The organism is Acidovorax sp. JMULE5 (assembly GCF_013376875.1).
GTDB lineage: Bacteria > Pseudomonadota > Gammaproteobacteria > Burkholderiales > Burkholderiaceae_C > Acidovorax > Acidovorax facilis.
In genome coordinates this window covers 4,077,702-4,100,680 of the sequence record NZ_CP035951.1, presented here as the reverse complement: position 1 = coordinate 4,100,680, position 22,979 = coordinate 4,077,702, and the positions used below count along the sequence as shown (strand labels likewise).

17 protein-coding genes, 1 tRNA gene and 3 pseudogenes are annotated in these 22,979 nt (G+C 63.0%); 8 read left to right on the top strand and 13 right to left on the bottom strand.

Translation table 11 applies throughout. The features are described 5' to 3' along the window. Positions 1 to 130 precede the first annotated feature (130 nt). The 5 genes from EXV95_RS18695 (at position 131) to EXV95_RS18675 (ending at position 7,078) form a co-directional block, all read left to right on the top strand. Positions 131 to 862, top strand: a complete 732-nt coding sequence (locus EXV95_RS18695) for a hypothetical protein (RefSeq protein ID WP_176887987.1) — start codon at positions 131 to 133, stop codon at positions 860 to 862. Positions 863 to 1,000: 138 nt separating this feature from the next. Further along, on the top strand, positions 1,001 to 1,774 hold the full coding sequence (locus EXV95_RS18690) for a hypothetical protein (protein WP_176887986.1): 774 nt from the start codon (positions 1,001 to 1,003) through the stop codon (positions 1,772 to 1,774). A gap of 15 nt (positions 1,775 to 1,789) precedes the next feature. Beyond that, positions 1,790 to 2,113, top strand: coding sequence for a hypothetical protein (locus EXV95_RS18685; protein ID WP_176887985.1), 324 nt, complete (start codon positions 1,790 to 1,792; stop codon positions 2,111 to 2,113). A 13-nt stretch (positions 2,114 to 2,126) separates the two neighbouring features. Continuing rightward, a complete protein-coding gene (locus tag EXV95_RS25015) occupies positions 2,127 to 2,834 on the top strand; it encodes a peptidoglycan-binding domain-containing protein (RefSeq protein ID WP_176887984.1) in 708 nt (235 codons plus the stop codon). 527 nt (positions 2,835 to 3,361) lie between these two features. Further along, complete coding sequence (locus tag EXV95_RS18675) at positions 3,362 to 7,078, top strand: patatin-like phospholipase family protein (RefSeq protein ID WP_176887983.1); 3,717 nt, start codon at positions 3,362 to 3,364, stop codon at positions 7,076 to 7,078. 301 nt (positions 7,079 to 7,379) lie between these two features. Here EXV95_RS18675 and EXV95_RS18670 read toward each other — a convergent pair whose 3' ends face one another. The 4 genes and pseudogenes from EXV95_RS18670 to EXV95_RS18655 form a co-directional block, all read right to left on the bottom strand. Beyond that, the gene (locus EXV95_RS18670) at positions 7,380 to 7,973 is read right to left on the bottom strand and encodes a hypothetical protein (RefSeq protein WP_176887982.1); all 594 of its coding nucleotides are present in this window, start codon (positions 7,971 to 7,973) and stop codon (positions 7,380 to 7,382) included. A 166-nt stretch (positions 7,974 to 8,139) separates the two neighbouring features. Further along, on the bottom strand, positions 8,140 to 8,589 hold the full coding sequence (locus EXV95_RS18665) for a helix-turn-helix domain-containing protein (RefSeq protein ID WP_176887981.1): 450 nt from the start codon (positions 8,587 to 8,589) through the stop codon (positions 8,140 to 8,142). A 150-nt stretch (positions 8,590 to 8,739) separates the two neighbouring features. Next, positions 8,740 to 9,051 carry an HU family DNA-binding protein gene (locus EXV95_RS18660; protein ID WP_176887980.1) on the bottom strand — a complete coding sequence of 104 codons (312 nt, stop codon included), beginning with the start codon at positions 9,049 to 9,051 and terminating at the stop codon, positions 8,740 to 8,742. Positions 9,052 to 9,121: 70 nt separating this feature from the next. Further along, a pseudogene (locus tag EXV95_RS18655) lies at positions 9,122 to 9,511 on the bottom strand (DNA/RNA non-specific endonuclease); the annotation flags it as partial. 269 nt (positions 9,512 to 9,780) lie between these two features. Between EXV95_RS18655 and gmtY the strand changes: the two are divergent. The 3 genes from gmtY to gmtX are packed head-to-tail and all read left to right on the top strand — an operon-like array spanning position 9,781 to position 14,920. Next, the gene (gmtY, locus tag EXV95_RS18650; RefSeq protein WP_255485026.1) at positions 9,781 to 11,163 is read left to right on the top strand and encodes a gamma-mobile-trio recombinase GmtY; all 1,383 of its coding nucleotides are present in this window, start codon (positions 9,781 to 9,783) and stop codon (positions 11,161 to 11,163) included. Beyond that, positions 11,160 to 14,234 carry a VPA1269 family protein gene (locus EXV95_RS18645; protein WP_176887979.1) on the top strand — a complete coding sequence of 1,025 codons (3,075 nt, stop codon included), beginning with the start codon at positions 11,160 to 11,162 and terminating at the stop codon, positions 14,232 to 14,234. Before gmtY ends, EXV95_RS18645 begins: the two co-directional genes overlap by 4 nt. After that, on the top strand, positions 14,231 to 14,920 hold the full coding sequence (gene gmtX / locus EXV95_RS18640) for a gamma-mobile-trio protein GmtX (RefSeq protein WP_176887978.1): 690 nt from the start codon (positions 14,231 to 14,233) through the stop codon (positions 14,918 to 14,920). The genes EXV95_RS18645 and gmtX overlap by 4 nt, the downstream gene beginning before the upstream one ends. Positions 14,921 to 15,034: 114 nt before the next feature. Here the strand turns inward: gmtX and EXV95_RS18635 are convergent. From EXV95_RS18635 to EXV95_RS18600, 9 genes and pseudogenes are all read right to left on the bottom strand, one after another. Continuing rightward, positions 15,035 to 15,409: pseudogene (locus EXV95_RS18635) on the bottom strand (DNA/RNA non-specific endonuclease); the annotation flags it as partial. 231 nt (positions 15,410 to 15,640) lie between these two features. Then, positions 15,641 to 16,501, bottom strand: a complete 861-nt coding sequence (locus tag EXV95_RS18630) for a site-specific integrase (protein WP_255484796.1) — start codon at positions 16,499 to 16,501, stop codon at positions 15,641 to 15,643. 232 nt (positions 16,502 to 16,733) lie between these two features. Beyond that, positions 16,734 to 16,934 (bottom strand): annotated as a pseudogene (locus EXV95_RS25010) (Arm DNA-binding domain-containing protein); the annotation flags it as partial. Between the two features lie 179 nt (positions 16,935 to 17,113). Further along, positions 17,114 to 17,189 (bottom strand) — tRNA-Phe (locus EXV95_RS18625). Between the two features lie 65 nt (positions 17,190 to 17,254). Then, a complete protein-coding gene (locus EXV95_RS18620) occupies positions 17,255 to 17,938 on the bottom strand; it encodes a response regulator (RefSeq protein WP_176887977.1) in 684 nt (227 codons plus the stop codon). Between the two features lie 39 nt (positions 17,939 to 17,977). Continuing rightward, the gene (locus tag EXV95_RS18615; RefSeq protein WP_121507805.1) at positions 17,978 to 20,275 is read right to left on the bottom strand and encodes an ATP-binding protein; all 2,298 of its coding nucleotides are present in this window, start codon (positions 20,273 to 20,275) and stop codon (positions 17,978 to 17,980) included. After that, on the bottom strand, positions 20,272 to 20,829 hold the full coding sequence (locus EXV95_RS18610) for a DUF4390 domain-containing protein (protein WP_176889100.1): 558 nt from the start codon (positions 20,827 to 20,829) through the stop codon (positions 20,272 to 20,274). Before EXV95_RS18610 ends, EXV95_RS18615 begins: the two co-directional genes overlap by 4 nt. A gap of 61 nt (positions 20,830 to 20,890) precedes the next feature. After that, positions 20,891 to 22,201 carry a 16S rRNA (cytosine(967)-C(5))-methyltransferase RsmB gene (gene rsmB / locus EXV95_RS18605; RefSeq protein WP_176887976.1) on the bottom strand — a complete coding sequence of 437 codons (1,311 nt, stop codon included), beginning with the start codon at positions 22,199 to 22,201 and terminating at the stop codon, positions 20,891 to 20,893. A 190-nt stretch (positions 22,202 to 22,391) separates the two neighbouring features. After that, positions 22,392 to 22,976, bottom strand: a complete 585-nt coding sequence (locus EXV95_RS18600) for a LemA family protein (protein WP_176887975.1) — start codon at positions 22,974 to 22,976, stop codon at positions 22,392 to 22,394. Positions 22,977 to 22,979: the final 3 nt, after the last annotated feature.

Here is a 22,979-nt window from a genome sequence, read left to right as displayed (position 1 = left end):
ACTGCTATCTTCGTCAAGAAGTCAACGTCACCAGCATGTGAGTCGCGGGTCACTTACAAAGAGCAATTAACCATAGTTGCAAGGACCGTGTCCCGAAACGGACGAAGGAGGCGGCGCTAGCTGACGGGAAATGAAGAAAAGAGAACTAGAAGAGCTCGTCCTCAAATTGGCAGAGCCGTTGCTTGAATTGCTGTACGGCAAATTCACCGTCGATCCAGCCCAAACAGACAGGCCCGATGCCGCCATCACGGTTCACAAGCCACACAAGCGCTTTGGCTGCAAGGTCGGGCCATTCAGGGTGGGGATCGAAATCACGACCGTGGACAAGGGGCGAGACCTCGCCTACCTGAACGATGAGAAGTACGGCCGGGACATGGTTATTGCCCAAACGATGGCCGCGTTGGAAAACGACGTCGACAGCGACAAGCCGACCAAGAAGGCCGAGATCGAAATCACGGATTCTTATATCTACGACGGGGTGATCCGGAAGAAAGACAAGTACCAGGGTTACTTCGAATCCGGCACCTACCGCGAGATCATCCTGCTGTGCTTCAGCGACGTGGTGACCACCGATACGGCCTTCTTCAGAAAGCACCTGTGGCACTGCACGAGCCATCTTCTAAGCAAGGCGCAGTTTCCATTCGATGCGGTCGTGTTCGCCAATCTCCGGCGCGGCCACCCGGTAAGGGTCTATAGAAAAAGCGATCCGCTACTGGTGCCTCCTGTGCTTTCCCGCCAAGCGGGGCACACCGAGACGATCGGCCATGGCCCCACCATGCGGGTCGGGCAGAAATACAACCTGAATGAAATCATGTTGAACGCTCCCCTGATTGCTCCGCGACAACCCAAGCCTGCTAAGTAATCGGGCCGCGAAAACTGGTCCACTGGGAAATTCCAGGGACGCATTGGGAAAGCAGGTGCATTCCCTGGTCAAAAGCCAGATGACATGCACCGGGATGTTCCACATAATGGGCAATTCCAATGAGGATGGGAGGAAGCGATGCAACGCTGTGTCAGCCCAGCCGCACGAACGGCGCGCGCATGTTCCCTGCTGCTCCTGGCTATCGGGCTCACCGCCTGCGCCAACCAGTTGTCCGCGTCCTACGAGGCCAAGGCCATGGACCGGGTGACCGCTATCAACGCCCAAGTACTGACGCAGTTCGACCGCCTCCTGAGCAGCCCACTGGTCTGCCGCCCTCGCCTCGTGGCCAGCGAGCCCTTCAAGGCGACCTATGGCGACATCGAAGTTCAGCTGCGCGTCCACCGCATGGCCGAGGAAATCCGCCCGGCCAATGCCGAAAGCGCCACGGTGGCTTCTCTCTACCTGCAGTCCTGGCAGTACCACCGGCTGTCGCACCAGTTGTGGGCCGTTCGCAGGAACGAGGCCGAGCAAACCTTGAACGACCTGAAAGCCGAGTTGAGGAAGTCCGCCGACCCGTCGGCGGACAAGGCCACACCCGAGGAAGGCATGCGCCTCGCCCAACAGCGGCTCGCCATGCTCGAAGGACGCAAATTGCCCGGTCCTGCGGATGCAGCTTTCGAGGCCGAGCAGGTGAAATATGCGGCCACGGTTTGCGAGACGGTGTCCGCGGGCACACAAGAGCCGGATCCAAGGCCGCGGAACGCGCCCGCCGCGCTGGTCCATTTGCACACGGGGTACCTTGGGGACAAGGCCCTGACGGATATGCGAAACCGGTACGTCCGGTTCGGCCGCGCCGCGCTGGTAATCGAGGAGGCGCGACGTGTCATTGCCGATGAGCAGAAAACCCAGTAAGGAGGACGACAAGCCATGTCCGAAATCTCAGATGCGCTCCATACCGCGCTGCAAAGCGCACTGAACGCCGCGAAGCCGACCACCCCGGTGGCCAGGAACTTCGTCACCAACTTCCTCAAGGGCCGCGCGGCGGCCTTCGTGGACATTGCCGAAGGCCTCGCCTCGCGCGACATCGACGAAGGCACAGCGCGCTACCTGCTCATGCAGGAGGGGCTGCTGCTGTCCGCCGAAGCCGAGGCCGTCGCGGGGCTCTCCAAGGTCGCGCTCCAGGCCGCGGCCGACGCCTTCCTCAAGTCGCTCACCGACTCGATCAAGGCCCTGCTCAAGATCGCACTGTAGAGGGAGCCGCACCATGCCAACAGGACAAGACATCGTCGATCTCGCGCGCAAGCATCTGAAGGAGCCCTACGTGCTCGGCGCACCCGTCCCTAAGGACGCCGCGGGCTGGAAGGGCCCCTGGGACTGCGCCGAATTCGCGTCATGGCTGGTGTACCAGCTCGCGGGCTATCTCTACGGGTGCGACACGGACGCCGGCAACCCGGCGACCGCCGATGCGTACTCCGGGTGGTGGGCCCGCGACGCGGCGGCCAAGGGCCGCGCGGTCGCGCTGACGGTGGCCATCAACACCCCCGGTGCCTTCCTCATCCGCAAGCCCGCGCCCGGGATGATCGGCCACGTCGCCCTAAGCGCCGGGGACGGCACGACGGTCGAGGCCTATTCCAGCCGCATGGGCGTCATCGCGGGCAAGACCAGCGGCCGGCGCTGGGACCTCGGCGTCATCGTGCCGGGCTTCGACTACGCCACGGCCACGGGCCTGGACACGGCGTATGAGGCCCCAGGCCTCGTGCTACGCCTCATGACCCCACCCATGCGAGGAGCGCTGGTGGAGCGGGTGCAGAAGGCGCTGATCGACCAAGGCTACTCACCCGGTGAGCCCGATGGCGTCTACGGACCGCACACGGCAGCGGCCGTCGCCGCCTTCCAGGCCGCTAAGGGCCTGCTGGCCGATGGAGAGGTGGGCATCAACACCCGCAAAAAACTCGGCGTGAAATTGGGCTGACCGTTTGCAGCCATCGGTCGAAATATTCATAGATCTCCCCAAATCTAGACGAAACAGCATATGTGCATGCCGCGACAAAACACATCCCCCGCCGAGTCCCAGCAGGCCCTGCTGCAGCAGAGCAAGCAACTGGCGCGAAACATCGCCGGCAAGCGCCCTCGGCGCGGCGAGACGCAGACGCAATGTGCGAAGCAGCTGAGCATGTCGCAGCCGACCCTGGCGCATCGAGTCAGGAGATCCCTCGGTGCCCATGGTCTACACGATGTACATGATGGCTCGTCACCATGCCGAGCGCCTAGCGGATCCGGCGGTGCCGCTTAGCGACTATGCGGTGCAGGAGTGTGAGGTGACGATGGTGAGGGCAGGGCGCAACGAGAGGCTATGCCGGCACGCTTGGCGTGAAGGCGGAATGCAGCAGGCAACGAGAATGCTGCTGGGCTTGCGGCACTGCTTCTCAAGCCGAGCAGGGCCTCACGGTAATTCCAGCGCCCGGTATAGCCGGGCGTGATACCCATCGGAGGCCTGTCATGTCCGACGTTCCATCGCAACCCCAGACTAGTCCCGCTGAGCCCCTGCACGACGTGGCGCTAGACGCCGACCTGAAGACCCTCGTGACTCGCCGACGTGAACTGCTGGCCGACGACCAGCGCCCGGCCGTCGACGCAGGCACCTGGGGCCTGGCGCTATCGGGCGGAGGCATCCGCAGCGCCACGTTCTGTTTCGGGTTGATCAAGGCCCTGGCGAAGAACCAAGTATTCCACCGCTTCGACATGCTATCGACCGTCTCGGGCGGCGGCTACATCGGCGCCACGGTCGGCCGCCTTTTCCATGATGCCGCCCGGATCGGGCAACCGGCGCAGGAGGTCGAAGCCGCGCTGGCCGATGCGGACACTCGCTGGTTCGCGTTCTGGCTGCGCGCCAACGGTCGCTATCTCATCCCCCGCAGCGGCAAGGACCTGATGTTCGCTGCCGCCAACTTCGGTCGCAACCTCGTGGGCGTGCACATCGAAGTGGCGCTGCTGTGCCTGTTACTGGGCAGCCTACTAGTACAGCTCGACCTTGGCCTATGGCAATGGGCCGACTGCCTGACCCGCAAGACCTGCGCGGGGCCTTCCTGGCTGACGGCGGACGTACTGGGCGCGCTATCCCGTTGGCCCAGCCTCTGGCTTTTGATGCCGCCGCTGATGCTGGTCGCCGCAGCCTTGGCATCGGCCTATTGGGTGCTGCCGTCCAAGGCCCGTGAGGACTTGTCCCTGCTCCGCTGGCTCATGGTTGCGCTCTGCCTGGCGGGCTGCTGGGAACTTGTGAACTACTGGCAGGCCCGGCCGGCGAACGCAACGAAGAACGGCGCGCTCCAGCTTCCCAGCGGGTTGCTGCTGGCGGCTGGTGGCGTACTGCTGGCCTGGGTTGCCGGCGCGCTCATCGCGCAGGGCTTGGCGCGCCGGTACCCCGATTCGCCCGACGTATCGCGCAACCGGCTTACCACCGGGCTGGCGCACGTTCTCAAGGCCGGACTTGCCATCCTTGTATTGGGTCTAGTGGACATGCTGGCCTGGTTGCTGGCCGATGCCGACGGTGAGCACCAGGGAGCCCTTGGCGCCGCCTCCATGCTTACCGTGGTGGCATTGCGCGCGGTGCTGCCCAAGATCGCCGACCTGCCGCGCAGCCTGACGCCAGGGACGCGGATCAACCTCAGTAGCCTGGTCAACTTCATCGGCCTGTCCGTGCTCCTGCTGGTATTGGTGTTCTGGATCAGCGTAGTGCACCGCGTTGCCACGCTCGCGCTATTCGATGAGACACTGGGTTCGTTGCATTTCAGACTCAGCTGGTTCTGGCTGAGCGTGATCACGTTGCCCGTGGCGCTGTTGATGGGCGTGTCCCTGCGCAATCGCGACTTCCTCAACCGCTCCTCGCTCTACGCCTTCTACCGGGCACGTCTGGTACGCGCCTACCTTGGCGCGGGCAACGTGGCGCGTTTCGGAGGACATCCGCAGGCTGCTACCGCGGTCTACCAGCGCGATGACATCGCCCGCCCCGGCAGGGTGTCCGTGCAGGACGTGCATGCTAGCGACGACGTGGCGATGGCCAGCTACGCGCCGCATGCCGGCGGTGGGCCTGTGCATCTGATCAACGCCTGCGTGAACCAGACCCGCGACACGCGCGGTGGACTGTTCAACCAGGACCGCAAGGGTCTGCCGATCACCGCCGGGCCCCAGGGCTGGTTGCGCATAGGCGACGATGGCTGGAGCGCGGGGAAGGGGGCCGAAGACATGACGCTCGGTTCCTGGATGGCGATCTCCGGCGCGGCGGTGGCGCCGGGGCTGGGCAGCAGCACTAAGCCGGGCATCGCCTCGCTGCTGACTTTATGCGGCATACGCCTGGGCTACTGGTGGAATGTGCGGACGCTTCAGTGGGGTGCGGGCGCCTCTGCTCCACGCTGCGTCGGAAAATACAACCAGCTGCTGGCTGAGCTACAAGGCAGTTTCGACGGCACCGACCGCGCCGACTGGTACCTCAGCGACGGCGGCCATTTCGAGAACACGGCGGCCTACGCGCTGCTCCGGGAGGAGTGCGCGCTGGTGGTAGTGGCCGACTGCGGCGCTGACCCACGGTACGCATTCGGCGACCTGGAGAACCTGGTACGCAAGGCTCGCATCGATCTGCAGGCCCAGATTAGCTTTCTGAAGCCGCGGTTGCCTACCACTCTCACTCTCTTCGGCTCTCTCAACGACCTCGCCTCGGACGACAGCCAGGCCTGCCTGGCGATTGCGCGCATAGACTATCGCAGTGGCAAGAAGGGCTACATGATCGTCGTGAAGCCCAACATGTGCGCCGGCGTGCCGGTAGACCTGACGAACTTCAAGGCCGACCACCCGCTGTTTCCGCAGGAGCCTACCACCGACCAGCTCTTCAGCGAAGCCCAGTGGGAGAGCTACTTTCATCTGGGCTACACCATGGGCATGCACCTGCAGCGCCAGATGCTAGACGACCTGCCGTACGTCGCCGCCACCCACTTCGAGTTCGACGACGGCAGCATCGCGACACGCGATGAGCGCGGCAGGCTGCATGTGGTCGCAGCGCCCAAGCGGCTGCCCTCCCGCATCGCCGCCACCGGCGCCGTGGCGGCTTCGGTGAGCCTAGGCGCGCTCGCCACGCTCGGCGCGGCCACCTGGCAGGCGGTCGACAAGCAAATGAAGAAGTGGGAAGACGCTCGCCGGGTGCATCCGGACGTGCTCAAGGAACTGTCGGACCTCCACAGCAAGTACCTGCTCGAAGCGCCACGCGCAGTCGAGACGCCGGTAGACACCCCGGCGCCAGCGACCACCGCCACGGTGCAAGCGCCCCATGTCGGTGCCAAGAGGACAGCCGTCAGACCGAACGAGCTGGCGACCGCGCTGGTGCGCGTGGCCGAGGCCCACTGCAAGCCGGAGAATGCTGCTGCCTACCGGGCGTCTTTGGTAGTACGGAATGCCCTCGCCGACGCCCTAGAAAGCTGCAGAGCCGCCGGGTCGCCCAATCGGGCCTGCATCGTTCTGCTCGACAAGGATGATGTGCCGGATTGCCTGCGCCAGGATACCAGCACCAGACCCAGATGCGAACGGCGCTACTGGGTGCGCGACCCCAGCGCACCAGGCCCCGCCCAGCGAAACTGCCTGCCGCAAGCGCCAGCGTCATCTTCAGATTCCGACACCAGCGTACAACCAGAGAAAGTTTTCAGTCTGCTGGCAGTGACCCTCGAATTGCTAGGCCTGGTCACCGCAAAAGACCCATCGCCGTCCACCGGGGCCGCAGTCGTGCCGACGCCCAATGCCAGTGCGGCTTCCACTCCTGCTCCCGGAACTTCCGCTAGCAGTGCACCAACCGCTGCGACACCCGGGTCGGTCAGCGCGCCAATGGTGAACTTTAAGGTTTGCCTGCGCAACATCGTGTACATCCAGATCTTCGGTCCCGAACTGCGCGATCGCGCGCGGCTGCTACGCGAGCCCTGGCGCAAACTCGGAGCCAGCGTACCCCCAGTGGAAGACGTTGTGGACAGCGCCCGCCGCCGCGGCCGCAACGCCCCGCAGGTGCCCGCTGTACCCACTGTGATCTACCACGACAGCGGGTCGCTGGCCTGTGCCCTGCGGCTGCAGCCGCCCGGCAGCGCAACTCCGTGGGCCGTACGCCCGCTGCCGCCGCAACTCAACGGCACACCCGGCACCATAGAAGTCTGGATTCCACCCATGGCCGAGGCCGGTAGCTGAGCCGGAAAAGTATCCGTCCGGGATGATCTCCTGTTACCAGAAGGACAGCGGGAAGAGATGGATGTATGCCGGCAGTTTAATGTCAGCTCAGAGATCGACCTCTCGGTGTCTAGCGCCAGCTGGAGGGAGTCCCTGCGCCAGCCAAGACCAACTGGGGACAAACCGGCACCGGACCCCTTCCAGTACAACGAAGCTGAACGTCCATCAAAAGACTACTTGGTGTAGGGGAACCCGCGGCCGAAGATATCAGAATTCGCCTGCGGCCCAGCCTCACTCGTCTCGCGCGGTTCCGGACGTAAGTTCAGGCCGAAATTGGGTGTGCTTCTCGCCGAACTCCTATGAGCCCAAAGCCATCGATCTCGAAGAAGTAGCGCGTAGGCTGAGCGTGCTCGATGAGCAGCTGGTCGGTCTTGTCGGCCATAGCGTAGCCCTCCTCTGCGCTGCTCCTGACTCCTTGGATTGCTAGCCCGGCACTGGCACGAACTTCATCTTTGCGCTTCTGCAGCGTTTCCGTCGAGTTCCAGAACGCCTTTATAGTTCCAAGGTCACGGTCAAGGACTTGGTCGAGGTATCCGGGCAGCGCCCTCACCTCTTCGACGCTGCGCTGGATGGCATCGCGCCGGGCAAGCTTGAGTTGCTGCTCTCCAGGGTACAGAGCCAGGACGTGCCATGCAGCGATCCGGGTCCTCAGACAGAGACCGATATCTCCTCCGGTGGCTTGCAGCTTAATCATCTTCGCCTTGAGTGCGTCAGTGATCCCAGCCGAGCCGACGGTGTCGGTGTCCGATGGCAAGCGGGCCGCCTCACTCTGATATTCGGCGCACAGTTGATGCAGCACCTGGGTGAGCTGAAGGTCACATGCCTCCAGTTGCTGCCGGAGGGACTGCGAGGCCACGCGTAATCTGTCGCTTCCATGAAGACCGTGCCCGATGAAGCGAAGGCCAGCCCTACATGCAGTGCCTATTCGAACTGGCGGACGAAAGCAGTGACTCGTCAACGGGAGAACAATACCGTCGCCGCTAAGTCCATGGTGAGGTAATCCGGCCCACCGTTCACTGTTACTATGGATTGAGCAATGCCAGCGCCTTTCGCTTGCCCAGCTTGAGCACTTCAGCAATGCGCTCCAGTTGCGCTGCCCGTGGATGAACATGGCCCGTCTCCCACTTGTAGACAGACAGCGAGGAAGCGCCCAACAGTTGGGCCATCTGTTTCTGTGTGATGCCGAGTGCCGCGCGTTTCTCGATCAACACCTGAGCATCGAACTGGATCTGCTTTGACTTCTTGGGAGTGGCCTTTTCAGCGATCACCTTGGCTTTTGGTGCATCCGTTGCTTTGATCTGCCGTTGAGTGGCTTTGAGCTGGGAGGTCAGTGCTTTGACCTCACGTTTCAAAGCTGCAATCTCAGAGCGATGGCCGGTGATCACCTTGCGCATGCCCTGGAGTTCAGGCTTGAGCTCCTTGCGCGCCATGCGAACAACTTCAGCGCGAAAGGCATTAGAAAATGTATTCATACGCCCAATGGTAACTTTCGCCGCTTATCGCGCACTTAGGGGCTGATGCGCAGCCAGTGTCGCAATCCTTCTTCGCCCCCTCAAAAAACAAAACCGCCAAAGGCTTGGGCCCATGGCGGTTTGCTTCGGTTGCGTCCGAGAACGCTGTGCTTACTTCCCAGCCTTTTCCGCCTTGCGCTTGGCAGCCTTGGGATCCACCACAGCCTTGAACTTCGCACCCGCTACAAACTTGGGCACCGTGCTCGCCGGGATCTTCAGCGCAGCACCGGTCGAGGGGTTCTTGCCAGCGCGTGCTGCACGCTTGGCGGACTTGAAGGTGCCAAAGCCCACCAGCTGCACGGCATCGCCCTTCTTGACGGCCGTCTGGATGGTATTGATCAGCGTTTCCAGCACTGCATTGGCTGCGGTCTTGGACAGGTCATTCTTGGAAGCCAGGATTTCAACGAGTTCTGCGCGGTTCATGGATGCTCACGAGTAGAGGGTGGAAAGGACCGATTTATACCCCCGCCGCTGACACGGCCCTTGCTGCCACTCAATGCTGCAGTGCACTTCTTGACAAAAACTCCACCCCCGTGCGTTTCACCAGCTCCTGATAGCTGATCGGCCGATCCACAGGCTCCCCCTCACGGTTCTCTTGCCAGTGTGCCCAGGCCCTGTTGGTCGTGGCGTCATAGACGAGCTTGTACAGATAGGTCGGCACCTTCACCCCATTGGCCCCAATGCGCGGCCCCGCATCCGTGAACACCGGCCCGGTAATCACAAACACATCCCCCTTGGCCCGCTTTACGTAGTGCCGCGTGTCCTGCTCGATCTTGTTCCAGGCACCCCCGTTGTGTTGGGCGTTTTGGGGAACCATGTTCGCCAGACTGAAACTCTGCGCCATGGCCGTAGGCGTCGGCATGTCTCCCGCAGGCGCCATGTGAAATACCCGGTGATGCAGCATACTCATTGAATGCGGCTCTCAGTGCTCAGGCAAGTGAATGTGGTGTTCAAGCTGCTGATACTTTCGTTGGGCAAGCCACGAAGTGGCGCGTCAGGCCTGAAGGGCGAAGATAGCGGCGGGCCCGCTTGCCACCCCGGTGCAACGCATTGGGCGGCCGCCCACTTGAGGTCGGCTGCGGGGTTGTGCACAGGCTGGCGCGCGCGTGTAGGTGGTGTCGGCATTTCTGCAAAGCTCTGGAGTGCCGCTTGATGGTCAGAACCGAGACCGTCGTGGTGCATGACCGCATGCGTGCTGGAGCGCCCACAGCCATGGTCATCGTTGGGGACCAGCCTTTCACGCCGCTCCTGGACTTCTTTCGCGAGCGCGGCCTGTCGCTTTCAGCTGAGCGCGCCTACGCGCAGACGCTGGCGAGGTTCATCGAGTGGCTGTCGGTGCGCGCAGAGGAGTTCTGGCCGCAGGATAGTCGGGGTCTTATCTACACCGCCTTTGCCCATGACTTGCTGTTCGGCACGTACCGGGACGGAGAGGACGCCCTCGGTCTGAACTGGGCCGCCACCAGCCAGAAGAACGTCGCCCGCCTGACGCGCTGCCTTGTCGAGTTCAGCGACTGGCTCACCGATCACCATGGCATACCTTCCCTGAACCCCATGCAGCCCGGCGCGTCGTTCTCCGACCAGCTGTTGTTCTGGCGCCGTTGGAACAAATGGAAAGCGGGGTCTCTGTTGTCGCACATCAAGAGCCGAAATTGGGCTGTGCCGAAGGCTGAAGTGGCAAGGCGCATTGCCACACCAGGCCGACGGAACACGGTACTGCAGGAGACGAAGGCCTTCCCGGCGGAGCAAGTCGATGCCCTGCTCTGGCGCGGCTTCATCAACCCGGGGAAGCAGGATGCGGCCGAGCCTTGGGCGAAGTTCAATCTGCGCGACATCCTAATTACGCTGCTGTGCCTGTATGGCGGTTGCCGTGAGAGTGAGCCGATGCATCTGTGGGTCGATGACGTCTTTCTTGACCCGGGTGACCCCGACCTTGCCCTGGTGCTCATCCACGAGCCCCATGACGGCCTGATCGACTACCTGGATCCGATGACAGGGGCCAAGCGCAAGACCAACCGTGCCGACTACCTGCAGCGATTCTGTGGCGGCAAGAAGCCGCTGACCATGGAAAACGGTCGGCGGCACGCCGGGTGGAAGGGCAACCTGCTCACCCATCTGGACCGGAATGCGTTCCAGGTGTTCTGGGTCGACCGCAACGCCGGTCGTGTCTTTCTGACCTTGTGGCGCCTGTACATCGAGCACGTTCGACCGCCGGCACTACAGACTCCCTGGGCGTTCCTGACCAAGGATGCCAAACCGCTGGGTGCCGAAGCCCATAGCGACTCGTTCATCGCGGCCCTTTGCCGCATCGGCCTCACACCCTCGAAGTGGGGCGGCACCTCGACGCAGGCACTGCGCCACCGGTACGGCCAGTGGCTCAACGAACTCGGCATCGGCGAAAAGGAGGGCCAAGTGGCCATGCACCACCGAAACGTCAAAAGTCAGCAGGTCTACCGGCAGCTTGGTGTGGCCAAGGTGGCAGCAGCGATGGGAGACGGCCAAGTCCTGGAGCTCCCGAACCTAGAAAGCAAGACATGACCCAGCACATCTGGCATCTGGACCAGTATGTAGCCCTCACCAGCGAACTGACGGGTCGTACTGTCTACGCCAACGAATCCCCGGACTCGTACCTGATTTCGCCGAACTGGACTCAGGAGTCCGTCCGGGAGGCTGTTGCTGAGTGGGCTGTATGCATCCAAGAGTTGCGAGCCTCGCACCGTCCGCCAGCCCAGCAGCGTGCCGCAGTCATGGAGCTCTCCGCCTGCGACACACCCGAGGCCTTCGGGGCCGGCTTGGATGCGGCGCTACTGGGTGAGTTCAAGAGCAAGCTTGATAGCCCCGCCTACAAGGCAAGCCAGCGGTTCCTGTCGGCCTTGATGCTCTCGTTCTGGTCTCGCGGCTTGGTTGCATGGCCTGCGGCCTCGCAAGAGCCCTTTCCGTCAGCCGTACTGTCCTTGGACAACTTCGGATGGGGCGACGCCCAAAAGCGATTCCTCACCAAGGTCCGCGGCTACCTGGACCGCGGCGCCATAGACGACAGCGTGACCTTCCGCTTCTTCGTGGACATGCTGTTGTCGCGCGCTGGCATCCTGGAGTTGGGGGATGTGACGCCGGAGACCATGCAATATGAGCCCGGGCAGACTCGGCAGGGCAAGCCTCGAGCGATGGCCTTCTCAGGGGTGCTCCAGGCGCTGCGCGAGTCTTACTCGGTGAAGCAGGTGCCGTGGACCCTGGAGTCTTTCGGTTTCTACCGCGCCAAGTCCGGCCACCTGCGCAGGGACGACGACTTTAGCTGGGCGCTCGCCAAGGACCCCGCGCTTGAGGCCTGGGTCAACCTGGGCAAGCAGCACCTGGCCGAGAATCCTGCCAACTTCAAGAAGCGCCGCAGCTCGGTCAACGTGTTCATCAAGCACTTGGCAGAGAACCCGACACTCTCTCGCAGCCCGGCGGGCTACTTCGATATGCGCCGACGGCCTGAGCCGCTGTTCCACTTCGAGGGGAACAAGGGCCGGCAGACGATGACCGTGGTCCATCAGTTCCTCCAGGAGGTGCTGTTGAAGGTCTGCACGCAGGCCGACGACCACGAACTCCCTATCTTGATGCCGGGCTTCGCCAATCCGGTGGTGCTCCCCACCTACCGCGGCGTGAACAAGGGCGAGACCCACCGCGAGCCGATGCCGACCCGGCTCATCCAGCAGGCCATGAACATCCTCACAGAGAACGACTTCGCATGGGTCCGAGAGGTCGGTCGGCACAAGGACACATTCCGTTGGGAGAACCCCGAGACTGGCAAGTTCGCGACTATCTGGAGTCCCGTCCGGGCCTACGCCCTGCTCGCCAAGCTCATCCTGCCAGCCCGCACATTTCAGGTTCGCCACCTCGACAGCGGAGAGGGCGACTCACTGCGGTACAGCGTGGGTGCGCAATGGGAACTCAACGCGGGTCCACGTGCCCCCTCGCAGGCTGGCGTCGAGCGCGGTGTCTTCCGGCAATACAAGCGAAAGGACGGCAGCCTAGGTGCGGTCCTGTACTTCAACACGAACAAGACGGGCGACATTGACAAGGAAAGGGACGACTCCGGTTATGTTATGCCGTGGGAGAAGCGTGACGCTCTGGAGTTGTTCGCGCGCCTGCGGGATTGGCAGGAGAAGTACAACCCGGTGCGCGGGCCCACCCAGTGGTCCGACATTGCGGAGCTCAAGGCCGCCAAGCACGTTGACGACCTGCTCAAGCTTGGCTCCAACTACTTCCTGTTCCGCGACCCCTGTAACCGACATCGGCCGGACTTTCCTGTCACTGACGTGCGGTTGCGCAACCTGTGGCTCAAGCTCATGGAGGAACTGGAACGCAGGATGCAGCGGTCTGGCGAGACGCTGGTCAATGGCGAGCCGGTCAAGTTGGTGGCGTCCTACGGCAAGGATGGGCAGCCGTCGTCGGCGCTGTTCGACCTGCATGCGCTGCGAGTGACCATGATTACCGCGATGTATGAGGAGGGTGTTCCGCCTGAAATCCTCATGAAAATAGTCGGGCACGCCTCGGTCATCATGACGCTGTATTACACCAAGCTCAATGCAGAGACCATCTCGATGCAGCTGGATGCGGCAGTACAGGAGCGTCAGCGCAAGGCGCAGACCGACATGGCCGGCTTCATCTTGCGCGCGAGCCGGCAAGAGCTGGAGCATGCGGTGGCGCGAACCCACGGCTCCGCCTTGGACGCACTGCAGAGCGGTACCGGAACTGGCGTGGTGGTCATGGACCACGGGCTGTGTCCCGTGGGTGCCAAGCGCTGCCATGAGGGTCTGGCGGCAATGGACCCCGGTTCTGGCATGACTCGCTTCCTGGCCGTGCCTGGCGGCGCAAGTAACTGTGTTCGCTGCCGTTTCTTCATCAGTGGACCAGCCTTCCTCTTCGGTCTCGAGGCGCACGTCATCGACCTGTCCTACCGGTTGCGCAAGTCCTCTGCTGCGTTCGAGAAGGCCCAGGCACGCTTCGACACCCTGTCTGACCAGTACGCTGATTCCTTGGAGCAGGGGGAGCCGTTCGTCCATCTGCGCGAGCTTGGTATCGCAGAAACGGCCCTCGAGTCCACCACTGCGGAGGTGGATGGCATCGCGCTGAGCCTGCAGGCGGCCTATGCACTCACCGAGCAGAGCATCCGCATCAACAACCTCGGAGCCGGCCCAGCTGGGACAGGGCTCTCTCTGGTCGTCGTCGGTGGCACCGGGGAGTTGGAGGCGGTGCTCACTGAATCGCACGAGTTCGAGCAGCTCCACCGCATCTGCACAAGCGCAACGCTGTTTGACGGCCTACAAATCAATTGGCAACAGCCCAATCTCGAGCGGGCTCGCCTGTTCGACCGGATGCTGCGCGCGACAGGGCATGAGCCGCATTTCTTGCTCCTCGATGACGACGCCGCGCTATGCGCAGCCAATGAGATGGGCAAGTTTCTCTACGCGCGCCTGGGCCGGAAGACCGTTCATGACCTTATCGACGGCCGCACCACCTTGCGAGCGCTCGGCATTGAGAAGGCCTTTGCCGCCCAACTCGAGTCCGTGGCGCCCAAGCCGCTGAACACTCGTCGCACCATCCTCATCGAGAGCAGCGCATGAAAGCACTGACAACCACGACGGCACCAGACCTGGTTCGCAACGCCAGGCAGCTCTACCAGTCCTACAGGGATGCGGCCAACCGCGAGTCCAAGCTGAAGAACCTGGACCTGCTATGGGAGGTGCTGGAAGCGATTCGGGACGAAGGCGGCCGAGACTATTCGCTGGCCGAGGTTGGGCGCCGCTTGGAAGTCGCCGGCGGCCCGAAGACCCAGAGCCTGCGCAACACCCAAGGCGCGCACTTTCGCGATGTCATCACGGCCTACGCGGCAGCAGTGAGCGGCTCGAAGAAGTACGTCGCCAAGGGCAGGTCACAGGTGGAGGCGGCACTTGAGCTCATCACAGACCTGAGTATCCGCGCCACACTGCGCATGGCCATCGAAGAGGGCAAGCGGCTGAAGGTAGTCAACGACAACCTGCATGCCGCCTTCAAAACGCTACAGGTGGGGTCGATGCCCAAGCCCCCGTCGGCGCCAGTTCCTATAGAAGCATGCACGGCCCAAACGCCCGGCTCATCATTGACGCCGCGCCTCAAGAATGCCCTCCACAAGGGCGTCGACCGGGAACGCCTTGCAGAGCGTGGCCTCGTAGTCGCGGATGACGGGAGTATTCAAACCGATTCGGGGGAGTCATTGTTTCCGCCGGCTTTTGTGACGGCAATCGAGGCAGCTCTTGGTCGCTTCCCCTAGGCACCTATGGCCGCGCGGAGGGTGGGGAAGCGTTTGAGTATGCACATGGAGTACATCTACTCAAACCATGCTGTGGGCAAATTTGGAATTGAGTACGTTTTTTACCGGGTATTGCATATGCCCACGGCTGTAGCCTGAGTGCTTGTAGTCCTCCAGCTCCGCCCGCTCGCCACTGGGCAAACGTGCATCTGCAAAGAAGCGCTTGGCCCGCTTCTCGTCCGCATCCTCGATGAGCCTGCGGTTCAAGCGCTGGGCTACGAACACGGGTGTCTTGGTGGTACCTGAGTGCAGTACTGCAAACGCCTCGTAGCAAAGCTCGCGCAGCTGCGGCCGGGGTGTGATGGCTGGAGGCGTGCTGTTCGCAAAGAACTGAGGACACTGCGCAAAGCTGGTGGGCTCGGGCGTGAGCAGCGCCGCACTGTCGAACTGCGGAGAACGTGCCGAGGAAAGATTTGGGAGAGCACCGCAGGCGAGAGACAGGGCCAGCACAGCTGCCAGGTGCACACGGCCTGGCCAAGAGAAAAAACGAGTCACAGAAGGGACAAGCAAGTGGAAAAAAAGGTGCTCGATTGGAGCACCGTTCACTTCTTGATCATGGCCCGAATGCTCAGATCCCGCAGGGTTTTACAGCTGCTTGCAGATGGGGGTCACAACCAGAAAGGGCTCCATTGGGGAACTGCGGCCACTTAGCGTACGTCTGTGTCGTAACTCGCCTCGAGGTCAGGCATGTCCAGTATCCCGCGAGCGCGGCCGCACGAATCGCAATGCGCTATCGCCGTCCTGCGAAGGCAACTTGCCAGCCTCCAGATCGTCCAAGAAATCCGCCCACTGCTGCACCATTGTCTTGCGCTGGGCCAGGAAAGTCGTGCGGTCGTAGCTACCGCCAAGCTCCTCGTCGGACACATGCGCCAAATGACGCTCGATGACATCAGGGTCCCAGCCCAAGTACTCTCTGATCATGGTCCGGGCGGTGGCGCGGAAGCCGTGGCCGGTGATCTGCTCCTTGGTGTCGTAGCCCATCGTGCGCAAGGCCGCGTTGATGGTGTTGTCGCTGATGTACCGGCTCTTTTCCGAACGCCGCGACATGCTGCGGAAAATCGGCCCCGCCGGACCAGTCAATGGATGCAGGTCCCGAAGAATTTCCATCGCTTGTCGCGGCAGCGGAACCAGGTGCGCCGGCGTGCGGCTGTCCCGCTTTTGCCATTCGCGCAGCTTCATCTTTTCCGGCGGGCAAAGCCAAAGCTCATCATCGAGATGGATATCCTCCCATTCAGCGAGTCTCAACTGACCAGGGCGCTGGAAGATCACCGGCGCCAGCCGCAATGCACAACGCGTGATGAACGCCCCGTTGTAGTCGCGGATGTCACGCAGCAACTGCCCAAGCTGCGCGGGATCGGTGATGGCGGCGTAGTGCCGACTGCGCGGCGCCGGCAGGCCACCGGTGTTCTTGTTGACGAAGTTCCTGGACGGCTCCAGAGCGCCGACGTCCACCGCGTGCTGGTACACGTGCTGCACCGCCTCGCGCACGCGCTGGGCCGTCTCCAGGTTGCCGCGATCCTTGATCCGGTGCAGGCATCGCACGATCTCGATCGGGCCGATCGCCGACCCAAGGGAAGACGTGGATCTCCAGGTGCCGAATGACCTTGCCGGCATAGCCACTCGACCATTGCCGGTCCTTGCTGGCATTGGCGACCCAAGCACGTGAGAGCAGCTCAAAGGTATTCAGCGCGGCTACACGCTCCTGCTCTTCACGCTGCCGGCGGACCTCCTTGAGGTCCTGCCCACCTGCACGCAGGCTGCTGGCCTCATAGGCCTTAGAACGCGCCTGTGCAAGTGTCACCGCAGGGTATGGCCCCAACCCCAGCTTGATGGTCTTCCCGTCCTTGTCGTAGCGGTAGATCCACGCCTTACCGCTGCTGCGCACGCGCAGGAACAGGTTATCGCCATCGTTAAGGAAGAACTCTCTCAACCCAGACTTGGTCGCCTTGATTTGCGTCTCACTCAGCAGTCCCATTTCGTACCCCGTACCCCCGAAGGGCGTTTTTCATGGGATCACTCTAGGGTACGGCCCGGGGTACGGGCAAACGCGGGATGTAACGGAACGACTTGGGACGTTGCGAGCCACACTTCGCAGCTAAGTCGTTGTCGCACAAAGAAAAACGCCTAGTCTGGAGGGACTAGGCGTTGAATAAGTGGTGGCCTGGGGCGGAATCGAACCACCGACACAAGGATTTTCAATCCTCTGCTCTACCGACTGAGCTACCGGGCCTGAGCCTCAAATTATAACCAGAAAAAAAGGCCGTTTGGCGAAGCTGCCAATAATTTCTTGCAAGCCTACCCGCGTTTGCCCCGGCCGAGATCGACCCCCAGCTGGCGCAGCTTGCGATAAAGGTGCGTGCGCTCCAGGCCCGTCTTTTCGGCCACGCGCGTCATGGAACCGCCTTCGCGGGCCAGGTGGAATTCGAAATAGGCTTTTTCAAACCCGTCACGCGCTTCGCGCAGGGGGCGGTCCAGGTCAAACCCTTGGTGCGCGTGCGGGCCAGCCTCGACACCAGCCATGATGGCCGACACAGCAGGCAGTTGCGAAAACGTGGGGTCGGCCGGAGCATGGACGGGCGCTGGGGCCGCAGCCACCGGGGCGGACTGGTGGGCAGCGTTGCGTGCCAGGCCCTGCTCCACCGCCTTGAGCAGCTTTTGCAGGGTGATGGGTTTTTCAAGAAACGAGAAAGCGCCGATCCGGGTGGCCTCTACGGCGGTGTCGATGGTGGCGTGGCCACTCATCATGATCACGGGCATGGTCAGCACGCCCGCTGTGGCCCATTCCTTGAGCAACGAAACCCCGTCGGTGTCCGGCATCCAGATGTCGAGCAGCACGAGGTCGTAGGTATTGCCTGCCCGGGCCGTGCGCGCCTGGGTGGCGTTTTCTGCGAGGTCTACGCTGTGACCTTCGTCGTTCAGGATTTCCGACAGCAGATCACGAATGCCGAGCTCATCGTCGACCACCAGAATGTTTGCCATGTGTGTTGAAGCGCCTTGGGGTACTGCGGGGCGGTGTTGTTATGACGCCACCGCTGGTTCAGGGGCGAATGATAACGACACTTGGGCCCCCCGCACTACGCCATCTTCGGTCCGATTCGACAAGTCAATGCGCGCACCGTGCTCATCGGCAATCTTTTTGACCACGGCCAGACCCAGGCCGGTGCCCCGGGGCTTGGTGGTGACGTAGGGCTCGAAGGCACGCTGCAGGATGTGCGCAGGAAAGCCCCCACCACTGTCTGATACCGTGAGCCGCACGCGGCGCGAGGACTCACTCCAGCGAGTGCTGATGCGTACCGGGGGCACGGGCTCCGAGGTTCCAGCGCGCGCCTGCTCGGTGGCGTCTTGCGCGTTTTGCAGCAGGTTGTGCACAACCTGCCGCAGCTGCTGCGCATCGCCTGCGATAGAGGGGCAGCGCGGGTCCAGCTCGGCTTCTACGCGCACGGCGGCGTTCTCTTCGCCGTAGAGATGGAGCACGTCGGCCACCAGGGCATTGAGGTCCAGTGCATGGAGTTCTGCAGCAGGCAAGCGTGCGTAATCGCGGAATTCGTTGACCAGCCGCTTCATCGCATCGACCTGGTCCACGATGGTCTTGACGGACTTGGCGAGGATGGCCTGTTCAGGGCCGGGCAGCTTGCCAGAGAGCTTCATTTCCAGCCGCTCCGCAGACAGCTGGATGGGCGTGAGCGGGTTCTTGATTTCGTGCGCCAGGCGCCGCGCCACCTCACCCCAAGCCTGCGCGCGCTGGGCGGAAACAATTTCCGAAATGTCGTCAAAAACCAACAGTCTGGCCGAATCGGGCAGTTCCGCCCCCCGCGCGACGAGGCTGGTAGCGTGTTGCCCGACGCCGCCAGAAGACGCATGCAGCTCAAAAGGCTGCTGCCAGTGGTCCAGTCCATGGCGTTCGTGGTCGCCCAGGAAAGCGTCGAAGTGCCCTTGCACCGACGCCGCAAACTCGGCGAGCCCAGGCACTTCCGACAAGGGTCGCCCCTCATAGGCCGCCATCGGTGCCCGCAGGATGCGGGTGGCCCCCGGATTGGACGATCGGATCAAACCTTGGGCATCCAGCACGATCACCCCCGCCGTGAGGTTGTCCAGGATGGTCTGTAGGTTGGCGCGTGCGGCATCGACCTCGCCCATGCTCTGCTCCACGGCATGGCGGGCGTCGGACAACTGCTGGGTCATCAGTGCAAAAGAGCGTGTGAGTCCACCCAGCTCATCCTTGCCCTGCAATGCAGCCTTGGGGCTGAGATTGCCAGCCGCCACCTCGCGCACCCCCTCGGCCAGCACCAGCAGCGGGCGGGCCAGCTGGTTGCCCAGCAGCACCGCCAGCAAAACGGCGCCAAAGACAGCCAGGAACAGGCTCAGCGTAAGCGTGCCCACATACATGCGCCGCAACCCCCCACGGGCCAGGGCTCGCTCCTGGTATTCGCGGTTGGCCTCCTGCACGGCAATGGCGTTGGCCACCAGCGCAGGCGGCAGGGGCAACGTGGCCTGCAGGTATCGGGGCTCCACGAGCAAGCCGACGCTGGGGCTGCTGACCAGCGCCAGCACTTTCACGCGCGCATTCTGTGCCGCGGCAGGGTCCGAAATATCGTCCAGGCCCTCGATCTGCGCGGTGGCGCGCTGCTGCCGCACGGTGCGCAGCAGCGCCACGCCGGGCCGGTCGGGGTTCAGGCTAAAGCGCGATTGGCCTGCACTGGCTACCGCCTGGCCCGCAGCATTCCAGAGCACCACATCGGTGGCTCCCAGCTGGTCGCGGATGCGCTCCAGCACCAGGCCAGCCGCGGCATCAGGCACCTGCGCCACTTGGGCACTGGCATTGCGCGCTTTTGAGGCCATGTCGGCGGCCAGCGAATCCAGCGACACACGGGCCAGGTTCACCCCCGCTGAAAGAGCGCCCTCCACTTTCACATCGAACCAGCTCTCAATGGACCGCGTGACAAACTGGTAGGACACCACATAGATCAGCAGCCCCGGCATCAGCCCCACCAGCGCAAAGATGGCCGCAAGCTTGACCAGCAGTCGACTGCCAAAGCGCCCTTTGCGCAAGCGCATGCCCAGGCGCACCGCCACCCACACAAGCACGGCCAGCAGCAGCACGGCCACCAAAACGTTCACGCCAAAAAGCCAGGCGTAGTTGCGCTCGTACAGCGCGCGGTTGTTGGTGGCCAGGGTGAGCAGGAACAACAGCACCATGCCGATGGCCGACATGATGGCGGCTCCAACCCCCACGGCCCAGCGCACGGCGCGCGACTGGCGTGCGGCGGCATGGGCCGACGCGGAAGCTCCCGTCTGGGAAGACTCTGGAGGGCTCACTTGGCGACGGTCTCTGCAGCCAGGCGTTGGCTGCGGGACACCAGGAGATTCCAGCCCGAGCGCCCGACGGCACCGATCTGGAAGGGTCGGGGCAACTGCGACATGTCAAGCCGGAACCGGAAATTGACCGTATGGACGGCATCTGCCTCAATCACATCGCGTTCAGCGATCTTCCATCGCGAAATGCGCTGAATGGCCGACAACGCATCGGCATAACTGTCAAAATTCTGACCCAAAACCACCCCCAGGCCACTGTTGGTGAAAGGTACCGGGGAGATGTTCAGACGCCAACGTCGCGTCAACGGCTGATAACTTAGCCGCAGATAGCGGGTGGTTTCAGCCACTTGGCGGTCAGACCAGTACCAGCGGTCTCGCAAAACCTGGGCCTCCGCCACGAAGAACATGGGAATGCCCTTGTACAGCGCATCCTCGGCAAGCTCCGGCAGCACTAATTGCAGTGTGGCGCTGAGGTAGAGGCCATCCTCGGCACGGTCGAGCCGAAGTTCGCCCACCTCGGGGTCCACCGGCTGGCCGGCGATGGCCGACTGCACCATTGCGGCCCATGCCACCCAGAGAAAGAGCGCACAGATCGCCACCCAACGAGCCCCACGGAACTCATTGCGGCGATTTTTGCAACAGTGCGTAAAAAAATCCGTCGTGATCACCCGACTGATTGTCCGGGACAGCTCCGGGCTTGTCCCCGTTGGCGGGGATTAAATGACCCGGCGACGGCAGCAATTGCGCATCGGTGTTGTGTGCAAGAAACGTTTGCACCTGGTCGTCGCCTTCGGCACGGAACACGGAACACGTGCAGTACAGCAGCCGTCCGCCAGGGCGCAACAGCGGCCACAGGGTCTTGAGCAACCGGGCCTGCAGGCCAGCAAGCTGCGCAATATCGCTCTCGCGGCGCAGCCAGCGCACATCCGGATGGCGGCGCACGATGCCCGAGGCCGTGCAGGGCGCATCCAGCAAGATGGCATCGAACTGCGCACCATCGCAATGCTGCTGCCACCAGTCTTGCGGACGCGCCGCATCTGCCACCACCACCTGGGCGCGCAGCCCCAGGCGCTGCAAGGTCTCACCAATGCGTGCGCTGCGGGTGGCATCGATCTCCAGCGCAGTGACCTGTATCGGAGCACCAACGCCTGCCCACTCCAGGAGGTGGGCGGTTTTACCCCCGGGCGCCGCACAGGCGTCGAGCACCCGCACAGGCCGGGTGAGGTCCAGACCTTCAAGCAACAGGGGCGCAGCCATCTGGGCTGCGGCATCCTGCACCGAGACCCAGCCCTCTTCAAACCCCGGCAGCGATTGCACGGGCACGGGGTGCTGCAATACCAGTCCCACACTGCCGGATGGAATTGCTTCTAAATTGATAGCTGCTAGCGCTTTCTGGTAAAGCGCTAGAGTGGTTTTTTGTGCATTGACCCTCAGCGTCATCGGTGCGTGGGCATTGTTGGCCTGCAGAATCTGCTCCCAGTGCTGGGGATGGTCCTTGCGCAGGCGCTCGACCCACCACACCGGATGGTTCCAACGGGCCAGCGGATCGCCATCGGTGCGGGCAACCAGGGCTTCGCGTTCGCGCAGAAAGCGGCGCAAGCAACCGTTGAGGAATGACGCCTGCGCACGCGTGGACGCGCTGCGTTTGGCCGCTTCCACCACCTGGTTCACCAAGGTGAACGGCTCGTACGGCGACTTCTCAGGGTTCCAGCACAGCGCCAGCGCCGTACACAACAGCGCATCCGCAGCCGGTGGAGGCGTGCGTGCAACCATCTGGCGGCGCAACGCCTCGGCCCGTCCGGCCTGGCGCAGCACCTGGAACAGGAGGGACTGCACCCCAGGGCGCAGAGCTGTGTCTACCGCCGCCAGTGCTGCGGTGCCCGACTGCCCTGCGCGAATGGCCTGCAAGGCGCTGGCCACAGCCTCCAACTGTTGCCATAACGCTACGGGCTGGCTGCCCGCGCCTGGGCGACTGGCACCGACCGGGCCGGAAAGCGTCCGGTCACGGGCTGGCGCATTGTTGGCTCTGTCGGCTCGCTTGTTAGGCCCGGGGCGGGACGCAGGGCGTGGGGGTTGTTGTCTTGGTGCGGGTGGGTTCATCGTGGTCCTGGCAACCTTTCTACAGCCTGCGGGCGGCCTTGAATCCGAACACCCAGGCCAGCAGGTTGGCTGGAAACTGGGCAATGGCAGCGTTGTAGTGCAACACCGCTTCGTTGAAAACACGCATCGCCTGGTCGTTCTGCAGAACATGCTCGTCCCACCGAACCTGCCACAGCGACGGAGACACGGGCGGCGCGTCCGCAGCGGCGGTAGCCACAGACGTCTGCGCCCGGGTCGCTTGCCCACTGTTGTGTGTGGCCTTCTGCCAGGACGCATGGAGCACCTCGCGCGCTGCCGCCAAGGCGGCCACCGCGTCTGGCTGCAAGGGACGCGCCCGCGCCATGGCCAAGGATGCGCTCAACTGGGTGGTGGCGCCTTGCAGTGCCGCCATCTCTGGCTCCGTGCCACCTGCCGAGGGGAGCTGCTGTACCGCTTGCGCCGCACCATACTCCCCCATCAAAGACAGCTGGCGCACCATGTGAGCGTCAAAGCTGCCAAACGCCTGCACAACGGCCGAGCGCAGCCGCATCAGGCGGTTGTAGGCGCCCAGCGCCCAAAAAGCGGCAATGGCAAAAACAATCCAGAAAAGGGGCGATGACCACATGCA